We start from the raw sequence: 16,656 nt of genomic DNA on the forward strand, positions 1-16,656 counted from the left end.
GTGCCGGAGTGAGGGAACTCCGAGCCACAGCGAGGCGCCGACAGGCGGGGCAGAGCGTTTTGGTTTCTTTTGCGCTTTTTTCAAAAGTGACCCGCTGTAAGAGCGGAACCCTAAGCAGCCGTGACCGCAGCAACGGATATGTACACCGTCCAGCACCCTAAACCGAAAACCTAGCCACCATGGTGTTGAGATCCACCGCCAACCGCGACAACTCCTGACTCGCCGCACTCGTCTGGTTCGCCCCGGCCGACGTCTGCTGCGCCAAATCGCGAATATTCATCAAATTGCGATCCACCTCCCGCGCCACCGCCGCCTGCTCTTCCGAGGCACTGGCAATCACCAGGTTGCGCTCGTTGATCAGCGTAAACGCCGAAGCAATCTCCTCCAACGCCGTCCCAGCCGACTTGGCAATATCCAGCGTCGACCGCGCCCGGGTGTTGCTCTGCTGCATGGAGCTCACCGCCTGATCAGTCCCCTGCTGAATCCCGCTGATCATCTGCTCGATTTCCTGCGTCGACTGCTGGGTCCGATGGGCCAGCGCCCGCACCTCATCCGCCACCACTGCAAACCCACGCCCGGCATCCCCGGCCCGCGCGGCTTCAATGGCAGCATTCAACGCAAGCAAATTGGTCTGCTCGGCAATCGAGCGAATCACATCCAGCACCTTGCTGATGCCATACACCTTCTGCGCCAGGTCCTCCACCTGCGTCGCATTGGCCGTCACATCATCCGCCAGGGACTCAATCGACAACACCGTCTGATGCACCTGCTCGCGACCATGCTGGGCAATACGGTCCGACTCACGGGACGCCTGTGAAGTGGCCACCGCATTGCTCGCCACCTCCTCCACCGCCGCCGTCATCTGGTTCACCGCAGTAGCTGCCTGCTCAATTTCCTGACTTTGCTGATGCAGCCCACGGGTGGCATCTTCCGTCACACAACTGAGTTCTTCCGAAGCCGACGCCAATTGGCTCGACGAATCAGAAATACGCCGAATGGTTTCCCGCAGGCTCTCCTGCATGCTTTTCAGCGCCCGCTGCAAACGCGCCGGTTCATCGTTGCCGCTGACGGTAATCACACCCGTAAGGTCGCCACTGGCCACGCCCTGGGCGACTTTCAGCGACTGGGATAACGGCAGCACGATACTGCGGGTCAGCAGCAGTGCCAGGCCAATGGTGATCAGCGCCGTCACGGCAATCATGCCAACCACCCAACTGCGCGATTGGGTGAACACGCTTTGGGCCAGGCTCGCCGCCTGATTGGCACTGACCTTGTTCAGCGTCACCAGCTCACGCAGGGTGCCGGCCAACTCATCGGCCAACTGGTTCATCTCGCCGTTGACGACCTTGATCGCGTCTTCCAGCTGATTGGCCCGAGAAAATGCCATCACTTGCTCTTGGCGTTGCAGGTAGCGCGCTTCCTCGGTCTTGAAGCGATCGAACAGCACCCGCTCTTCCGGCAGCACAATCAAGCCTTCATAGAGCGACTGAGCCTTGTGCAGGCCGTTTTTCAGTTCGGTGATTTTCTGTTCATTCTGCGTGATCGCCTGCGGGTCGCGGTTAAGCAGCAGGCGCAGCGTCAGGGCCCGTACCCGCAGCAGGTCCTGATTCATCTCGCCGACCGCCATCACGCTGGGCAGCCAGTTGTTTTCCACTTGGTCCGACTGCTGGCGCATATTGCCCATCTGCGACAAGGCAAACCCGCCCAGGGCAAACACCATCAGCGCCAGCAAACCAAACCCCAGGCCGGCGCGAGGGGCGATATTCAGACTTCTGATATTCATGTTCGGAATCCTTCCAAAAGCGCTGCATCCACCTGCAGCGGGCTCTTGAAAGGTATCGGCGAAGAACGAAGTTTGCGTAAGACGAAAACGCGATATCAAAACGCCTTATGATCGCCCGGCCCCGGCTGTAGCGATTCAGCGAACGGTAAAGCTCTTTTGCGTGAGCAGACGATCCCCCTGGAACACCATGAAACGCCACTCGCCCGGCACCACTTCGTGGTTTTCGGTGAACTCATAGGCCATCACGTCCTGTGGGGCACCGGGCACCAGCTTCTGGGTTACTTCGAATTTGTCGTGACGCACACCATCCGGCGTGCGGACGCCCGGGGTGAAGTAGAGCAAGGTCAGCGGCGTGCCTTCGGCGACTTTGCCGAGCAGTTGATAACGCAGGCCGAATTTGGTGCCCAGCTTCGCCGGCACCACGGTGGTGGACTGAATCTGTTCGTTGCTGCGGCGCAGCACGCGCTCTCCGGCCTGCAACTCGGCTTTCGGGCCATCAAACACGCCATACTCCACCGGCCCTTCGATACGCACTTCGGCACTGGCGAGGCTGCTGGTCATCATCAGCGCCACCAAGGCGCCTGAACGGGTGAATTGCATGCTGCACTCCTTGTTTGAGAAGGCCGCAGCTTATGACGCAGGGATGACGACAGGATGACAAAAACCATCACTTGGGCTTGGGCAGAATCGCCAGGAAATTGTCCCGTGCAACCTTTCTGGCCACGTCTTCAGGCAGCGCATCAAGAAACGGGTCGAAGCTGCGCATTTCCTTACCCAGCTTGTTGAAGCGTCCTACGACGTCCGAGCCAAGCATGAAGCGGTCCGGGAAGCGCTCTACCAGCTTTACCCACTCAGGGCGTGGCTTTCCCGCCTCACCCAGCAAGTAAGGCGTGAGCACGCTCCAAGACAGGTCGACGTACAGGTTCGGGTAAGCCTCCAGCAGGCGTGCCAGGGTCGGTAGCAGGAAATCCATCTGCGTCTGGTGCCGATGGATTTCCATGCTGCTGCCCGCGTGAGCCCAGATAAACCGGGTGTGCGGATGGTTGCGCAGGGGCTCTTCCATTTCCGCCAGGTACAACGGATTTTTCTCACGCTTGGAGGTGATGTTGGAATGCACCATCACCGGCAGATCGTTCTCCGCCGCCAAATGATAGATGCGGGTCATCGCCTCGTTGTTGGCTCTTGGGGTGTCGCCGGAGGTCAGTGCAGTCAGGTCGTCGTGACGGGTGAAGACTTCGCCGATGCCTTGCCACAGCCCTGGATTGAGGTCGAGCATGCGCTGGATGTGGGACGCGGCGTTTTTATCGTTGGGGTTGAAACCGCTGAGGAACGGGTGAAAGCGCTGGCGTTGCTCCGGGGTCAGTTTATTCACCGCATCGGCGACAAACACATCAGTGGCGCTGTACCAATACGCATCGGCATCGTCGCCGGCGTAATAACGCGGGCGCTTGGGCTCGTCTTCGTGCCATTTCTTGGCCACGGGGATGCCGGAAATCATCACGTGTTCAATCCGATTATCGGCCATGGCCTTGAGCAACTTGTCCATGCCCGCCGACTCCTGGAAGAAGTCGACGTAATGCAGGTGTGCATCGCTGTAGGCATAGTCGCGGGCCTGCGCGGCAAGGCTCGCGGCGGCCAGTAACAGGGCAATACTCAGGCGGGTACGGCGCACGGTGGCATCTCAAACAAGGGCTAATGAAGGTAGACCTCAGGCCGCGCCTACGGGTTCAGCGCTAAACAATGGGGAACACCCAGGTGCCAGCATGCTCTATAACTGCATGAGCTTCTTCCTGCCACCCTGTGAGGTTTGCCATGCCTGTTACCGTGAATACGCTGAACGCCGAAAACTTTCGCCACAGCGTCAACATCAATAACCATGAGCTGTTTACCGACCTGCCCAAGAGCCTGGGCGGCGACGATTCGGCGCCCTCTCCCCACGATTACTTCGATGCCGCGCTGGCGTCGTGCAAGGCGCTGACGGTCAAGCTCTATGCACAGAAAAAAGACATTCCGCTCACCGGCGTCACCGTGGAAGTCACCCACGACAGCACCGAAGAGCAAAAGGGCAAATACAAGCTCAGCGTCAAACTCACCCTCAAGGGCGTACTCACCGACGAGCAGCGGGATGAATTGCATCGCGTGGCGGATCGCTGCCCGGTGCATAAGCTGATGACCACCGCCGAAGTCACCATCGAGACCAAACTCTCGGAAGGCGCCTTCAGCCAGTAGCGGCAACCTCCCGTCGAGCGGATTATGCTCATTGCCATCTAACCCGCTCAGACTGGGATGCACCATGACCACAGTGACCGTGATTCGTCCGCGTGCCGAAGATGTGGAAGGCCAACCGATCCTGCGCCCGCTGCCGTCCAGGCAATGCCGCAGCGTCGGGCCGTTCGTGTTTTTCGACCACATGCTGCAAACCCGCTATGCCCCGGGCACCGGCATGAATATTCGCCAGCACCCGCATATCGGCCTCTCCACCCTGACCTACCTGTTTGAAGGCGAACTCCTGCACAAGGACAGCCTCGGCTCCGACCAGGTGGTCATGGCCGGGGATGTCAGCTGGATGACAGCCGGCAGCGCCATTGCCCACGTTGAACGCAGCCCTGAGGCGTTGAAGGCCAGTGGTTTCAACCTGCACGGCTTGCAAGTGTGGCTGGCCTCGCCCAGGGAACATGAGCAAGGACCTGGGCATTACAGCCATCACCCCGCCGCCAGCTTGCCGGTCAGTGACAACCTGGGCGTGCAGATTCGCCTGATTGCCGGCAGCGGCTTTTGCCTGGAGTCTCTGGTGCCGGTGTTGTCACCCACGCTGTATGCCGAAGTGCGGATGCAGACGGCTACGACGCTGCTGATCCCGGATGAGCATGCGGAACGGGCAGTGTATGTGCTGGAGGGTGAGGCACAGTTGGATGGCGAGGTGCTGGAGGTGCATAGCCTGGTGGTGTTGCCGGCAGGCGAAAGCATGGCGCTGTTTGCCGAGACCGATTGCCATCTGGTGGTGTTCGGCGGCGCGGCGCTGGATGGGCCACGGCGGATTAACTGGAATTTTGTGGCGAGTGATCCGGCGTTGATCGAGCAGGCTCGGCAGCGTTGGGCGGCTGGGGATTGGCCGACAGTGCCGGGGAAACCGAGCGGATTGAGTTGCCTGAAGGTAAGGCTTAAGCGCTTTATTGCCTATGAAATAGCCTTCGCGAGCAAGCCCGCTCCCACATTTCGACCGCGTTCCTTCAGGAAGTACGCGGTCAAAATGTGGGAGCGGGCTTGCTCGCGAAGGGGCCAGCTCAGGCAACCGAACTATCAGCCCTTGAACACTTCATCCAGCAAGTTATGCATCGACTGGAAGGCCCGTGCAGCGGTCTTCGCGTCATACATCATCTTGCCCGGCACATTGGCGTGCGGGTCGGTAAACGAGTGCACCGCACCGCCGTAGCTCAGCAATTGCCAATCCACACCGGCCGCGTTCATTTCATCTTCAAACGCCGGCAGTTGCTCTTTCGGCACCAACGGGTCGGAAGCGCCGTGCAACACCAGCACTGAACCCTTGATGTTTTTCGCATCGGCCGGGTTCGGTGTGTCGAGGCTGCCGTGGAACGAAACCGCCGCTTTCAACGGAGCACCGGTACGCGCCAGCTCCAGGGAGCAGCAACCACCGAAGCAGAAACCGAAGGTTGCCAGCTTCGAGGTATCCACCGCGGCTTCGGTTTGGGTTTTCAAGTGATCAAGCGCGACCTGCATGCGCTTGTTCAGCAACACCCGGTCGTTCTTCAACGGCATCATCGCCGCGCCTGCTTCGTCGCCGTTCGACGGGCGAACCGTTTGCCCGTACAGGTCGGCGAGCAGCACCACGTAGCCCTTGCTGGCCACGCTCTTGGCGATCTCTTCAGCGCCGGCGCTGACACCCATCCAGTTCGGCGCCATTAACAACCCTGGCAGCGGGCCCTTATGACTGGCATCAAATGCCAGGCGACTTTCATAAGACTGGCCATCAATCTGATAGACCACGGAACGCACGGTGATTTGGCTCATCATTTACTCCAGGTGAAAGGCTCTAAAACGAAAAAACCCGCCGAAGCGGGTTTTTCTACAACGGTGTTAAACCGACAGTTCAACCAACAGCTTGTTCAGTCGGCGCACATAAGCGGCCGGGTCTTTCAGGCTGTCGCCGGCAGCCAGGGCTGCCTGGTCGAAGAGGATGTGCGACAGGTCGCCAAACCGCTCTTCGCTCTGCTCGCCGTCGAGTTTCTCGATCAACGGGTGAGCCGGGTTGAATTCGAAGATCGGCTTGGAGTCCGGAACCTTCTGGCCGCTGGCTTCCAGGATCTGACGCATCTGCATGCCCAGGTCCTGCTCGCCGATGGCCAGGATCGCCGGGGAATCGGTCAGACGGTGGGAAACCCGAACTTCGCTGACAGCATCGCCCAAGGCGGTCTTGATTCGCTCAACCAGGCCCTCTTTGGACTTGGCCACTTCTTCGGCAGCTTTCTTGTCTTCTTCGGAATCCAGGTTGCCCAGGTCCAGGTCGCCGCGGGCGACGTCAACAAAGCTCTTGCCGTCGAAGTCGCTGAGGTAGCTCATCAGCCACTCGTCGATCCGGTCGGTCAGCAGCAGCACTTCGATGCCTTTCTTGCGGAAGACTTCCAGGTGCGGGCTGTTCTTGACCTGAGCGTAGGTTTCGCCGGTCAGGTAGTAGATCTTGTCCTGACCTTCCTTGGCGCGAGCCAGGTATTCGGCCAGGGAAACGTTCTGCTCGCCATCATCACCGTTGGTCGATGCGAAACGCAGCAGGCCGGCGATTTTTTCCTTGTTGGCGAAATCTTCTGCCGGGCCTTCTTTCATGACCTGGCCGAAGTTTTTCCAGAAGCCCTTGTATTGCTCAGGCTCGTTCTTCGCCAGCTTTTCCAGCATGTCGAGGACACGCTTGGTCAGCGCCGACTTCATCGAGTCGATGATCGGGTCTTTCTGCAGGATTTCCCGCGACACGTTCAGCGACAGGTCGTTGGAGTCGACCACGCCTTTGATAAAGCGCAGGTACAGCGGCAGGAAGGATTCCGCCTGGTCCATCACGAACACGCGCTGTACGTACAGCTTCAGGCCTTTCGGCGCTTCACGCTGGTACAGGTCGAACGGAGCACGGGCCGGGACGTAGAGCAGCGAGCTGTATTCCAGCTTGCCTTCGACCTTGTTGTGGCTCCAGCTCAGCGGGTTTTCGTAGTCGTGGGCGATGTGCTTGTAGAACTCCTGGTATTCCTCGTCTTTGACTTCGGTACGAGGACGGGTCCACAGGGCGCTGGCACGGTTGACCACTTCCCATTCCTGGGCAGGCGCCTCTTCGCCTTCGGCCGCCGCTTGTTCTTTCGGCAGTTCGATCGGCAAAGCGATGTGGTCGGAATATTTCTTGATGATATTGCGCAGGCGCCAGCCATCGGCGAACTCGTCTTCACCGGACTTCAGGTGCAGCACGATGCGGGTACCACGGTCAGCCTTGTCGACGGTGGCGATTTCAAATTCGCCCTCGCCCTTGGAAGACCAGTGCACGCCTTCGCTGGCAGCAAGACCGGCGCGGCGGCTGAATACTTCAACCTTGTCAGCAACGATGAAGGCCGAGTAGAAGCCCACGCCGAACTGGCCGATCAGGTGCGAATCTTTCTTCTGATCGCCCGACAGGTTTTTCATGAAATCAGCGGTGCCGGATTTGGCGATGGTCCCCAGGTGGGTGATCGCATCGTCGCGGCTCATGCCGATACCGTTGTCTTCGAGGGTGACGGTTTTCGCGTCCTTGTCGAAGCTCACACGGATTTTCAGTTCCGCGCCGCCTTCCAGCAACTCAGGCTTGGACAGGGCTTCGAAACGTAATTTGTCGACAGCGTCAGAGGCGTTCGAGATCAATTCGCGAAGGAAAATTTCCTTGTTGGAATACAGCGAATGGATCATGAGGTGCAGCAGTTGCTTCACCTCGGTCTGGAAGCCCAGGGTTTCCTTTTGAGTTTCCACACTCATGGTCATCAAACTCCAATTGGATGGCAGTGGCCGCGCCCTTGAGGGTTGGCGGCGGGTTGTCATCAAAGTTGGGGGCTAAGACCAGGATTTCAAGGGCGGGCCGTTTCCTCAATCTTGAAATGCGCACGGGCGGTAGCAATCGGTTCGGCCGGGGTGCTTTGCCAGGCAGTAATCGCCACATTGGCCACCCGTCGGCCCTGGCGCCACACCTGGCATTTGGCGTAAGTGTCGCGAAACTGGCCAGCGCGCAGGTAATCCAGGGAGAAATCGATGATTTTGGGAACGCCAGGTGCACCGGTAAAAACCAGCAAATGCAAGGCTGCGGACAGCTCCATAAAGCCTGCGATCACCCCGCCATGGATCGCCGGTAATATCGGGTTACCAATGTTGTCCTTGTTGGCCGGCATGCGGAACAGCAATTCGTCCCCCAGCCGCGTGCACTCGATGCCGATCAGCTTGGCGTAGGGAATCAGGTTGAGCAGCGCCTCATAGTTGCCGCGCTCATGGGCTTGCTGCAGACGGGTCTTGAACTGATGCTTCATGGCTGTTCTCCCTTGATCGTATTGCCCAGGCCCTGGCTGCCCTTGAGGCGCTTGCCCATGCGCATGAAGGTGCCCACCACATGGGCAATCGGTTGCTGCGGGTCGTCCTGATAGGCGAAGCCGCGGGTGAAGATCACGTCGGTGGTCACCCGGTAGCACTGGGCAAAACCGAATACCGGCTTGTGGGGTTCGGCCGGGTGCATGTAGTCGACGCGCAGGTCCAGGGTCGGGCAAACCTCGAACTCCGGCAGCACACACAAGGTGGCCATGCCGCAAGCGGTGTCCATCAACGATGTGAGGGCGCCGCCATGGATCACTCCGGTCAGCGGATCACCCACGATATGCGGACCATAAGGCAGCATCAGGGTCATGCCGTCTTCACTGGCGGCATGGACCTGGATACCCAGCACTTGGCAGTGGCGCAAGGCTGATACAAAGCGCGTGGCACGGGATAAAAGAGGATTTTCGGTCATTCGTTAAAGACTCTTATTAGTGTGGATCCGGCGAAATAGACAACCCTGGTGAAAGTTCCCTGGAAAAACGTCTTATATATCTGTGAGATTTAAGGAACTAAGCGTTGGGCATAGGCTCGAAAGGCCAGTAGATATCTTCAATAAGGAGAAACACCCCATGCGCAAGACTTTAGCTATTTCCTTGATGTTGGCCGCTGCCCTCGGCCTCGCTGCCTGCGATAAAAAATCCGAGGACAAAGCTCAGGATGCCAACCAACATGCTGAACAAGCTCAAGAAAAAATGAGTGAAGCTCAGGATAAAGTGAACGACGCTGCAAAAGAAAACGCTGAAGCTGCCAAAGCCCAGCAGGAATCGAACAACGCAGCCGCGAAAGAAGCAGCACCTGCAACCGGTTCTTGAGTCTGACGACTTGAACACCGTGGTTTGAAAAACCATGTTGCAAAAGAAAGCCCGCCAAGTGCGGGCTTTACTTTGTCTGCTGCTTTTATCAGCCCAGTAAAGTGCGAAAAATCGGACTAAGCCTTAATCAGCCCAAGGAACCAGCCCCACACTTTGAATCACTCAATTGACGCCCCGAGGGTACGGAGCTCCGCCATCGCTGGAATAGAAGGGAATGCCATGCTACTTCAGAGATAGAACCACCATGCTCGCCCCCTCCCAGCTCTCCAGTCCGGCATCCACCCCACCCGTTGCCCCGCCGCCCATCAGCAAACCGACGGCGCCCGCTCAGCCGTCATCGCGACCCGTTACGCAGCCTTATCCAGCGGGCTTGAATCACAATGATTTCGTCGCGCCCACTGTGCGCGGCATAGCGCCTGTCGTCGCGGATACCAACCGCCCTGCCACAACCACCGCCCAATCCCAATTGATTGACCAGCACACGAAACTGAACAAACAGATCACAGAACTGCTAAGCCACCAAACGACATTCCATCGGTTTGTTCAGGTCCAGTTGAAAAAAGCCTTTCCCGAGTTCGAATCAATTGATCCGAATTCAATTCACGCCAAAACCTACCGGCAACAGCCCGAAGGAGACCGCCAAACGCTGTCCCAGGCACTGTTTGACAAGATCATGGAAGTGAACCTGAACGCGCTCACAGGTTCGCCTGACAAAGAAACCGAGGCCGCTTTTTATATCGATGCGCCACACGGTGGTGCTCAGCGCAAGCTCGAGCCCCAATGTTCATTGCTCACGATCGCCCGGAACATTGCGACCCGGCTGCCCATCGCACTCAGCAGCTATTGGAAAAAACCACCCTCAGGCCACGGCCTCCATGCGCCGCGACAAGAGCAGTTGCTGGCCTTGCACCGGCAGATGCTCTCCACCGAGGCGGCGCTCCGCGTTGAGGATGGAACACTTAGCCATCCTGCCAAACAACTGGTCGACGCCGCGTTTCAGTTTCCCACCCTTGCAGCACGCGAAGGTGCATTTGCATCAGGCAGTCGGCCGGGGGTGTACCCCATCAGGATCGATGACAACACCCCCAATGGTGCGCTTTTAGCCGGTTGCTTCCTTATCACCAGTAAAGACGGGTCGTCGGCTGACGCGCCGTACACAGCAACGGACATCCGGACTATCGCGCTCGACGCACCTAACGGACCGGTTGTGCTTTACACCCCCTGCGACGGTTTCGAAGAGTTCGCGACCCCGGCTGATGCCCGTGAAGCTTTGTTACACCGGATCAATGACGATGACGAGAAAGCCAGCGTGCTGCTGAAAAGTTTGCCGCTGTCGGTGCAGCACAGTCGCAATCCACAATGGGGGAATGACTTGATGTTGGGATTCGCTCCCGTATCGGGGGACGTGGTGGCCCAGGCATTGCCGCTGTTGATGAAACGCCAGGCAGACGAGGTCAAGGAAACGCTGCAGTACGCCTTCACCGCCGCGCCTGACCAAGCAGGCACCGGGAACTTGCTCGATCCCGCAATCGTCACGGATATCAATGACGCCGCCGACCTGTCGCTGCACTTTGATGGCAGCAATGCCATGCTCGCACGCAACGAAAAATTAATGGAAAAGCTCCAGCCGCCATGGCTCAAAAAACTGACCCCAGGGCAGGAAGCACACTACCGGGACCTGGAGCAGGCAGAGCAGTCGAGTTTTGCCCGCCTGAAACCGCTGCTGGAGAAGCTTCCCTCCCTGGGACATTTTGCAAAAGAATTGCTGGTTCAGGCACTGAAAGACAAATTACAAAAGCGATACCCGAAGGAGGACATCGACCCCGACAAGCTCATGGTCTGGGTAACGAGAGAAAAAACCGTCCACCTTGGGCTGACTGCGCTTCCTAGTGTCGCTTTGCCTCCTGCCACCGAAATGATATCGCTGACCGATCTGGCCCTCAGGAACACCTCGGCCTGGGACGCTGGCTCTCCACTACTGTCGACCCAGACAACCTGGAAAGCGCACGTGGCCGGTGCAGACGGAAAACGCATAACGCTGGATACGCAGTGGCTTGAGGAACTGATCAAGCCCACCGATGTGGGTGGCAAATACCTGACCTTGCTCGGTGAAAAGCTGGACCCGAGTGCCACATCGGGAGAGGCCGCCGCATTGCGCAGTGCCTGGCAGCAAAACCAACGGGCGAGCCTGGCCAAGGACGCTTTATTGACCTCCCTGGACCCGGAAGCCTATCTGAACAGGCAAAAAAACGCAGAACAGTGGATCAACGCAACGATAGAGCATACAGATCCCACAAAATGGCCCGTTGTGAATGGATCCTCAATCATCTCCCATAGTGTCATCAGGGATGGAAAGCCGATTCAAGGCATGCTGGTCATCAAGCCGATCGACCATCCATCGTTGGTGCTATACAGCCCGGACGCTCCCGACGGACGTGTCTTCAGGGAAATAGTCAGCCAAGGCCAGCTTGACGCTTTGCTGGCCAAGCCCGAGTGGCAAACCTATATGGACCGCCGAGTCTCGCCGGCTGACAAGTACTCGACTTACGACAAACTATTCATACACCCGGTCAGCATGATTCTGAAGCAGCTGGCAGTCGACCATGAAGCCGGTATTGCACTCAAACCGATCAAAGGCTCCCTCGGCGACCATCTCTACGCGCAAAACGTGGCCCTGGTCGCAGCCAAAGCCGGTGCCCAGTTCACCACGAGCACTGAAGTAGCGGCCCAAAGCGCTACCAACCAGTTGGTATTTGCCGGTGAAGTGGCAACGTTAATACTGGACCTGATCCCTGTCACCAAAGGAGTTTCCGCCGTCAACAGGCTCTCCAAAGCCGCCTTAAAAGCCCTGCGCGTTCCCGGCCGAAGCTTGCCTAAACTACTTACCCAGCCGGGCCGATGGGGCGCTGTCTATTCGGACTTTGCCATGGCGGCGTCAGGTTTCCCGCTGCTTCGAAAAACACCGTTGCGCCCGGTGTTCAGGGCGCCAACTGCTTTGCAGAGAGACGTCAAACTGCCTGAAAACTTACTGTCTCCAAGCAGCTCTTCCAATGCCGGCAGTTGGCAATCAACGTCGTCGTCTCAAAAAACACTTCCAGTGTTGGCCAATACCAAAGCTCGTGACCTGAATGCCGAGAAACATCTGGCCGGCGGGGCATTGAACACCAGAGCTCCCCGAGCGGAACTGGTGTCGATCACAAAGCCGGAGGACCTGAACGTTGTATCTAAGCCCAATACCGTCAGCAAGTTCGTCTTCACGCAAGACAAGCAACTGATCGTCGGCAATATCGACAAAGGTGTGCCGCCAAAATGGTTATCCCACCCTGCCATTGCGGAAATCGGCGCTGGCACTGGTCAATCAGAACAGGTGATCAGCGCAGGCTACATAAGGAAAGACCGCATGGGAAAAACCCACCTTTCCAATGTATCTGGACACTATCTACCTAAACAAAGCGATTTGAAGCCTGCCCAGGAATATTTGAAAAACATGGGAGTGGGTTCGACAAAGAGCAAACTCCCGATCCCCTGAAACAGGCAGCTTGTCCTGACACCGCGCATAAAAAAGCCCCGGAGCATTTGTTCCGGGGCTTTTCGATTACGGCAGGACCAGAGGCGTTAAGCGATCGCTTCGCTACGCTTGCCCAGAACACGGTCAACCACTACAGCAACGACCAGGGTCATCACCGAAGGCACCAGCCACGCCAGGCCCTGCTCGCTCAGCGGCAGGTGAGCCAGTTGCGATGGCATCCAGTCTGCCAGGCCTGCGCCCTTCAGCGCGTCAATGCAGCCGAAGATGAACGACACCAGCATCACCGGGCCGACGATCCGGCCCTGCTCCTGCCAGAAGTCCTTACAGAAGCTCAGGGCCACCAGCACGATGCACGGCGGGTAGATCGCGGTCAGTACCGGGATCGAGAAGGCGATCAGCTTGGTCAGGCCCAGGTTGGACACAAACAGCGAGAACACCGCCAGGATCACCACCAGGGTCTTGTAAGACAGCGGCAACACTCGGCTGAAGTACTCGGCGCAGGCGCAGGTCAGGCCTACAGCGGTCACCAGGCACGCCAGGGAAATCAGCACGGCGAGGAAGCCGCTGCCCAGGGAGCCGAAGGTGTGCTGGACGTAAGCGTGCAGCACGGCGGCGCCATTGGCGGCACCGGCGGCCACTTCATGGCTGCCCGAACCGAGGCGGAACAGGCTGATGTACACCAGGGCCAGGCCCACGCCGGCAATCAGCCCGGCAATGATCGCGTAGCGGGTAATCAGCTTCGGCGACTCAACGCCACGGGAGCGAATCGCGTTGACGATCACGATGCCGAACACCAGGGCGCCGAGGGTATCCATGGTCAGGTAACCATTGATAAAGCCCTGGGAGAACGGTGCCGCGACATATTCAGGGGTAGCGACACCCACGTCACCAGCCGGCAAGGCAAAGGCAGCGATGCCCAATACGGCCAGGGCGATGATCTTCAACGGCGCCAGGAAGCGACCGACCGTATCCAGCAGACGGCCTGGGTACAGGGAGATGAAGAACACCAACAGGAAGTACACCGAGCTGTAGAGGAACAGCGCCAGCGGGCTTTCACCAGTCAGCGGCGCCAGGCCCACTTCAAACGACACGGTCGCGGTTCGCGGGGTGGCGAACAACGGGCCGACGGCCAGGTAGGCAGCCGCTGCCAGCAAGCCACCGGCGATCTTGCCGATTGGGCTGCTCAACGCGTCCATGCCGCCACCGACCTTGGCCAGGGCGACCACGGTGATCACCGGCAAACCGACCGCAGTGATCAGGAAGCCCAGCGCCGCCATCCAGACATGTGGCCCGGACTGCAAACCGACGATAGGCGGGAAGATGATGTTGCCGGCGCCCACGAACAGGGCAAAGGTCATAAAGCCCAACGCCAGGATGTCCTGGCTTTTCAACACTTTCATTTGAGGAAATACCACACTACTGAATCGGAATTTAGAGAGGGCTTCCCTATGGATGAGGGAAATACTGCCGGTCCTGATAGGGACCGACCGGTCTGGCGCGAGGCTTCCTTTTGGGATGCGTACGCATAAAGAGGCGGCTAGCCTAACGAATTTGCGGGTCAAACGCACTGTTGCGGGGCGAACTGTCCGATAAGCGACATTTTTATGTCGCGTTTTTATATTTAAATTTTGAAATGCGATCGAATGTGGGAGCGGGCTTGCTTGCGAATGCGGTCTTTCAGTTATGGATCTGTTGACTGATACACCGCCTTCGCGAGCAAGCCCGCTCCCACATGTTGATCTCCACCAACCTGCAGAATGCACAAAGGCCACCCGAAGGTGGCCTTTGTGTGGTGAAGCGTCAGTTAAGCGCGAGGCTTACTTGACAGCCCAACCAGTCAGCTCGGCCAAAGCCTTGCCGATGTCTGCCAGCGAACGCACGGTTTTAACGCCTGCGTCTTCCAGGGCAGCAAACTTCTCGTCTGCAGTACCCTTGCCGCCAGAGATGATTGCGCCAGCATGGCCCATGCGCTTGCCAGCAGGGGCAGTCACACCAGCGATGTAGGAAACAACCGGCTTGGTCACGTGTGCCTTGATGTAGGCAGCCGCTTCTTCTTCAGCCGAACCGCCGATCTCACCGATCATCACGATCGCTTCGGTCTTCGGGTCTTCCTGGAACAGTTTCAGGATGTCGATGAAGTTCGAGCCTGGGATCGGGTCACCGCCGATGCCGACGCAAGTCGACTGACCGAAACCGGCGTCAGTAGTCTGCTTAACAGCTTCGTAGGTCAGGGTGCCGGAACGGGAAACGATACCGACTTTACCTGGCAAGTGAATGTGACCTGGCATGATGCCGATCTTGCATTCGCCTGGAGTGATCACGCCTGGGCAGTTAGGGCCGATCAGGACTACGCCCAGCTCGTCGCACTTAACTTTAGCGTCCAGCATGTCCAGGGTAGGAATGCCTTCGGTGATGCAAACGATCAGCTTGATGCCGCCGAATGCTGCTTCCAGGATAGAGTCCTTGCAGAAAGGAGCTGGAACGTAGATCACGCTGGCGGTGGCGCCAGTGGTAGCTACAGCTTCTTTCACGGTGTTGAACACTGGCAGACCCAGGTGCTCGGTGCCGCCTTTACCAGGAGTAACGCCACCGACCATCTTGGTGCCGTATTCGATGGCTTGCTGGGTGTGGAAACTACCTTGCGAACCGGTAATACCCTGGCAGATAACCTTGGTGTCTTTATTGATCAGGACGCTCATTATTTGCCCTCCGCAGCTTTGACAACTTGTTGAGCAGCGTCGGTCAGGCTGGTAGCAGCGATGATGTTCAAACCGCTTTCTGCCAGTACTTTAGCGCCCAGTTCAGCGTTGTTACCTTCAAGGCGAACAACAACCGGGATTTTAACGCCAACTTCTTTCACTGCACCGATGATGCCTTCGGCAATCATGTCGCAACGAACGATGCCGCCGAAGATGTTGACCAGTACTGCAGCGACGTTGGAGTCGGACAGGATGATCTTGAACGCTTCGGTAACGCGTTCTTTGGTGGCACCACCGCCTACGTCGAGGAAGTTGGCTGGTTTGCCGCCATGCAGGTTGACGATGTCCATGGTACCCATGGCCAGGCCAGCACCGTTGACCATGCAACCGATGTTACCTTCCAGGGCTACGTAGTTCAGTTCGAACTTGGCAGCGTGCGCTTCGCGCGGATCGTCTTGCGACGGATCGTGGAAAGTCTTCAGCTTAGGCTGACGGTACATGGCGTTGGCGTCGATGTTGATCTTGGCGTCGAGGCAATGCAGATCGCCGTCAGCCTTGATCACCAGCGGGTTCACTTCCAGCAGGGCCAGATCGTGATCCTGGAACAGTTTGGCCAGACCTACGAAGATCTTGGCGAACTGGGCAACTTGCTTGCCTTCCAGACCCAACTGGAATGCCAGCTCGCGACCCTGGAATGGCTGAGCGCCAACCAGTGGATCGATAGTGGCTTTCAGAATTTTTTCTGGGGTTTCTTCGGCGATCTTCTCAATGTCCACGCCACCTTCGGTGGAGGCCATGAACACGATGCGACGGCTCGAACGGTCAACGACAGCGCCCAGGTACAGCTCTTTAGCGATATCAGTGCACGATTCAACCAGGATCTTGGTGACTGGCTGGCCATTGGCATCAGTCTGGTAAGTCACCAGACGCTTGCCCAGCCACTGCTGAGCGAAGGCTTTGGCGTCTTCTTTGCTGCGAACCAGCTTAACGCCGCCCGCTTTACCGCGACCACCAGCGTGAACCTGGGCTTTGACAACCCACTCGGTGCCGCCGATTTTGTCGCAAGCTTCTGCTGCTGCTTCCGGGGTGTCTACTGCGTAACCCTTGGATACTGGCAGGCCGTACTCAGCGAACAGCTGCTTACCCTGATACTCGTGAAGATTCATGCTTATTACCGTCTTCGTTAGGTACTGCGCATTCGGCGCTGCGCTCTTTATTGAGTGCCGCGCC

The 16,656-nt window shown here is 58.0% G+C and carries 13 protein-coding genes and 2 pseudogenes; 4 read left to right on the plus strand and 11 right to left on the minus strand.

Annotation, left to right across the window (positions count from 1 at the left end):
* Positions 1 to 157: 157 nt before the first annotated feature.
* The 4 genes and pseudogenes from SNL23_RS31630 to SNL23_RS21310 form a co-directional block, all read right to left on the minus strand.
* A complete protein-coding gene (locus SNL23_RS31630) occupies positions 158 to 1,021 on the minus strand; it encodes a methyl-accepting chemotaxis protein (RefSeq protein ID WP_404942412.1) in 864 nt (287 codons plus the stop codon).
* Positions 1,013 to 1,783: pseudogene (locus tag SNL23_RS31635) on the minus strand (MCP four helix bundle domain-containing protein); the annotation flags it as partial. The gene SNL23_RS31630 and the pseudogene SNL23_RS31635, both read right to left, overlap by 9 nt.
* A gap of 135 nt (positions 1,784 to 1,918) precedes the next feature.
* Positions 1,919 to 2,383 (minus strand): DUF3859 domain-containing protein, encoded by a 465-nt coding sequence (locus SNL23_RS21305; protein ID WP_318303417.1) that lies wholly within the window; start codon positions 2,381 to 2,383, stop codon positions 1,919 to 1,921.
* Positions 2,384 to 2,450: 67 nt separating this feature from the next.
* Positions 2,451 to 3,455 (minus strand): amidohydrolase family protein, encoded by a 1,005-nt coding sequence (locus SNL23_RS21310; RefSeq protein WP_167663589.1) that lies wholly within the window; start codon positions 3,453 to 3,455, stop codon positions 2,451 to 2,453.
* A gap of 140 nt (positions 3,456 to 3,595) precedes the next feature.
* Here SNL23_RS21310 and SNL23_RS21315 point away from each other — a divergent pair, with 140 nt between their 5' ends.
* Both SNL23_RS21315 and SNL23_RS21320 read left to right on the plus strand, forming a co-directional pair.
* Positions 3,596 to 4,012: an OsmC family protein gene (locus SNL23_RS21315; RefSeq protein WP_017477540.1), complete on the plus strand. Its 417-nt coding sequence runs from the start codon at positions 3,596 to 3,598 to the stop codon at positions 4,010 to 4,012.
* A 64-nt stretch (positions 4,013 to 4,076) separates the two neighbouring features.
* Positions 4,077 to 4,948 (plus strand): annotated as a pseudogene (locus SNL23_RS21320) (pirin family protein).
* A 135-nt stretch (positions 4,949 to 5,083) separates the two neighbouring features.
* On the opposite strand, the gene SNL23_RS21325 reads toward SNL23_RS21320, so the two are convergent.
* The 4 genes from SNL23_RS21325 to SNL23_RS21340 form a co-directional block, all read right to left on the minus strand.
* Positions 5,084 to 5,812, minus strand: a complete 729-nt coding sequence (locus SNL23_RS21325) for a dienelactone hydrolase family protein (protein WP_258347106.1) — start codon at positions 5,810 to 5,812, stop codon at positions 5,084 to 5,086.
* A gap of 66 nt (positions 5,813 to 5,878) precedes the next feature.
* Positions 5,879 to 7,783, minus strand: a complete 1,905-nt coding sequence (gene htpG, locus SNL23_RS21330) for a molecular chaperone HtpG (RefSeq protein WP_003210561.1) — start codon at positions 7,781 to 7,783, stop codon at positions 5,879 to 5,881.
* An 89-nt stretch (positions 7,784 to 7,872) separates the two neighbouring features.
* Complete coding sequence (locus tag SNL23_RS21335) at positions 7,873 to 8,325, minus strand: PaaI family thioesterase (protein ID WP_318303421.1); 453 nt, start codon at positions 8,323 to 8,325, stop codon at positions 7,873 to 7,875.
* Complete coding sequence (locus tag SNL23_RS21340) at positions 8,322 to 8,798, minus strand: PaaI family thioesterase (protein ID WP_318303423.1); 477 nt, start codon at positions 8,796 to 8,798, stop codon at positions 8,322 to 8,324. Before SNL23_RS21340 ends, SNL23_RS21335 begins: the two co-directional genes overlap by 4 nt.
* A 157-nt stretch (positions 8,799 to 8,955) precedes the next feature.
* Between SNL23_RS21340 and SNL23_RS21345 the strand changes: the two genes are divergently transcribed.
* Both SNL23_RS21345 and SNL23_RS21350 read left to right on the plus strand, forming a co-directional pair.
* On the plus strand, positions 8,956 to 9,198 hold the full coding sequence (locus SNL23_RS21345) for a hypothetical protein (RefSeq protein WP_010166269.1): 243 nt from the start codon (positions 8,956 to 8,958) through the stop codon (positions 9,196 to 9,198).
* A 244-nt stretch (positions 9,199 to 9,442) separates the two neighbouring features.
* A complete protein-coding gene (locus tag SNL23_RS21350) occupies positions 9,443 to 12,727 on the plus strand; it encodes a dermonecrotic toxin domain-containing protein (RefSeq protein ID WP_318303425.1) in 3,285 nt (1,094 codons plus the stop codon).
* 86 nt (positions 12,728 to 12,813) lie between these two features.
* Here SNL23_RS21350 and brnQ read toward each other — a convergent pair whose 3' ends face one another.
* The 3 genes from brnQ to sucC form a co-directional block, all read right to left on the minus strand.
* The gene (gene brnQ, locus SNL23_RS21355) at positions 12,814 to 14,127 is read right to left on the minus strand and encodes a branched-chain amino acid transport system II carrier protein (RefSeq protein WP_063028206.1); all 1,314 of its coding nucleotides are present in this window, start codon (positions 14,125 to 14,127) and stop codon (positions 12,814 to 12,816) included.
* Positions 14,128 to 14,544: 417 nt separating this feature from the next.
* A complete protein-coding gene (gene sucD / locus SNL23_RS21360) occupies positions 14,545 to 15,426 on the minus strand; it encodes a succinate--CoA ligase subunit alpha (RefSeq protein ID WP_076015228.1) in 882 nt (293 codons plus the stop codon).
* Positions 15,426 to 16,592 (minus strand): ADP-forming succinate--CoA ligase subunit beta, encoded by a 1,167-nt coding sequence (gene sucC / locus SNL23_RS21365; protein ID WP_003210567.1) that lies wholly within the window; start codon positions 16,590 to 16,592, stop codon positions 15,426 to 15,428. Before sucC ends, sucD begins: the two co-directional genes overlap by 1 nt.
* Positions 16,593 to 16,656 lie beyond the last annotated feature (64 nt).

It is taken from the genome of Pseudomonas sp. SED1 (assembly GCF_034044025.1).
In the GTDB taxonomy this organism is placed as follows: Bacteria; Pseudomonadota; Gammaproteobacteria; order Pseudomonadales; family Pseudomonadaceae; genus Aquipseudomonas.

Excerpts from the sequence above, each read along its gene's own strand:
- sucC (WP_003210567.1), bottom strand. The coding sequence starts at position 16,592 with ATGAATCTTCACGAGTATCAGGGTAAGCAGCTGTTCGCTGAGTACGGC.
- htpG (WP_003210561.1), bottom strand. The coding sequence starts at position 7,783 with ATGAGTGTGGAAACTCAAAAGGAAACCCTGGGCTTCCAGACCGAGGTG.
- SNL23_RS21340 (WP_318303423.1), bottom strand. The coding sequence starts at position 8,798 with ATGACCGAAAATCCTCTTTTATCCCGTGCCACGCGCTTTGTATCAGCC.
- sucD (WP_076015228.1), bottom strand. The coding sequence starts at position 15,426 with ATGAGCGTCCTGATCAATAAAGACACCAAGGTTATCTGCCAGGGTATT.
- SNL23_RS21335 (WP_318303421.1), bottom strand. The coding sequence starts at position 8,325 with ATGAAGCATCAGTTCAAGACCCGTCTGCAGCAAGCCCATGAGCGCGGC.
- SNL23_RS21345 (WP_010166269.1), top strand. The coding sequence starts at position 8,956 with ATGCGCAAGACTTTAGCTATTTCCTTGATGTTGGCCGCTGCCCTCGGC.
- SNL23_RS21350 (WP_318303425.1), top strand. The coding sequence starts at position 9,443 with ATGCTCGCCCCCTCCCAGCTCTCCAGTCCGGCATCCACCCCACCCGTT.
- brnQ (WP_063028206.1), bottom strand. The coding sequence starts at position 14,127 with ATGAAAGTGTTGAAAAGCCAGGACATCCTGGCGTTGGGCTTTATGACC.
- SNL23_RS31630 (WP_404942412.1), bottom strand. The coding sequence starts at position 1,021 with ATGCAGGAGAGCCTGCGGGAAACCATTCGGCGTATTTCTGATTCGTCG.
- SNL23_RS21325 (WP_258347106.1), bottom strand. The coding sequence starts at position 5,812 with ATGAGCCAAATCACCGTGCGTTCCGTGGTCTATCAGATTGATGGCCAG.
- SNL23_RS21305 (WP_318303417.1), bottom strand. The coding sequence starts at position 2,383 with ATGCAATTCACCCGTTCAGGCGCCTTGGTGGCGCTGATGATGACCAGC.
- SNL23_RS21315 (WP_017477540.1), top strand. The coding sequence starts at position 3,596 with ATGCCTGTTACCGTGAATACGCTGAACGCCGAAAACTTTCGCCACAGC.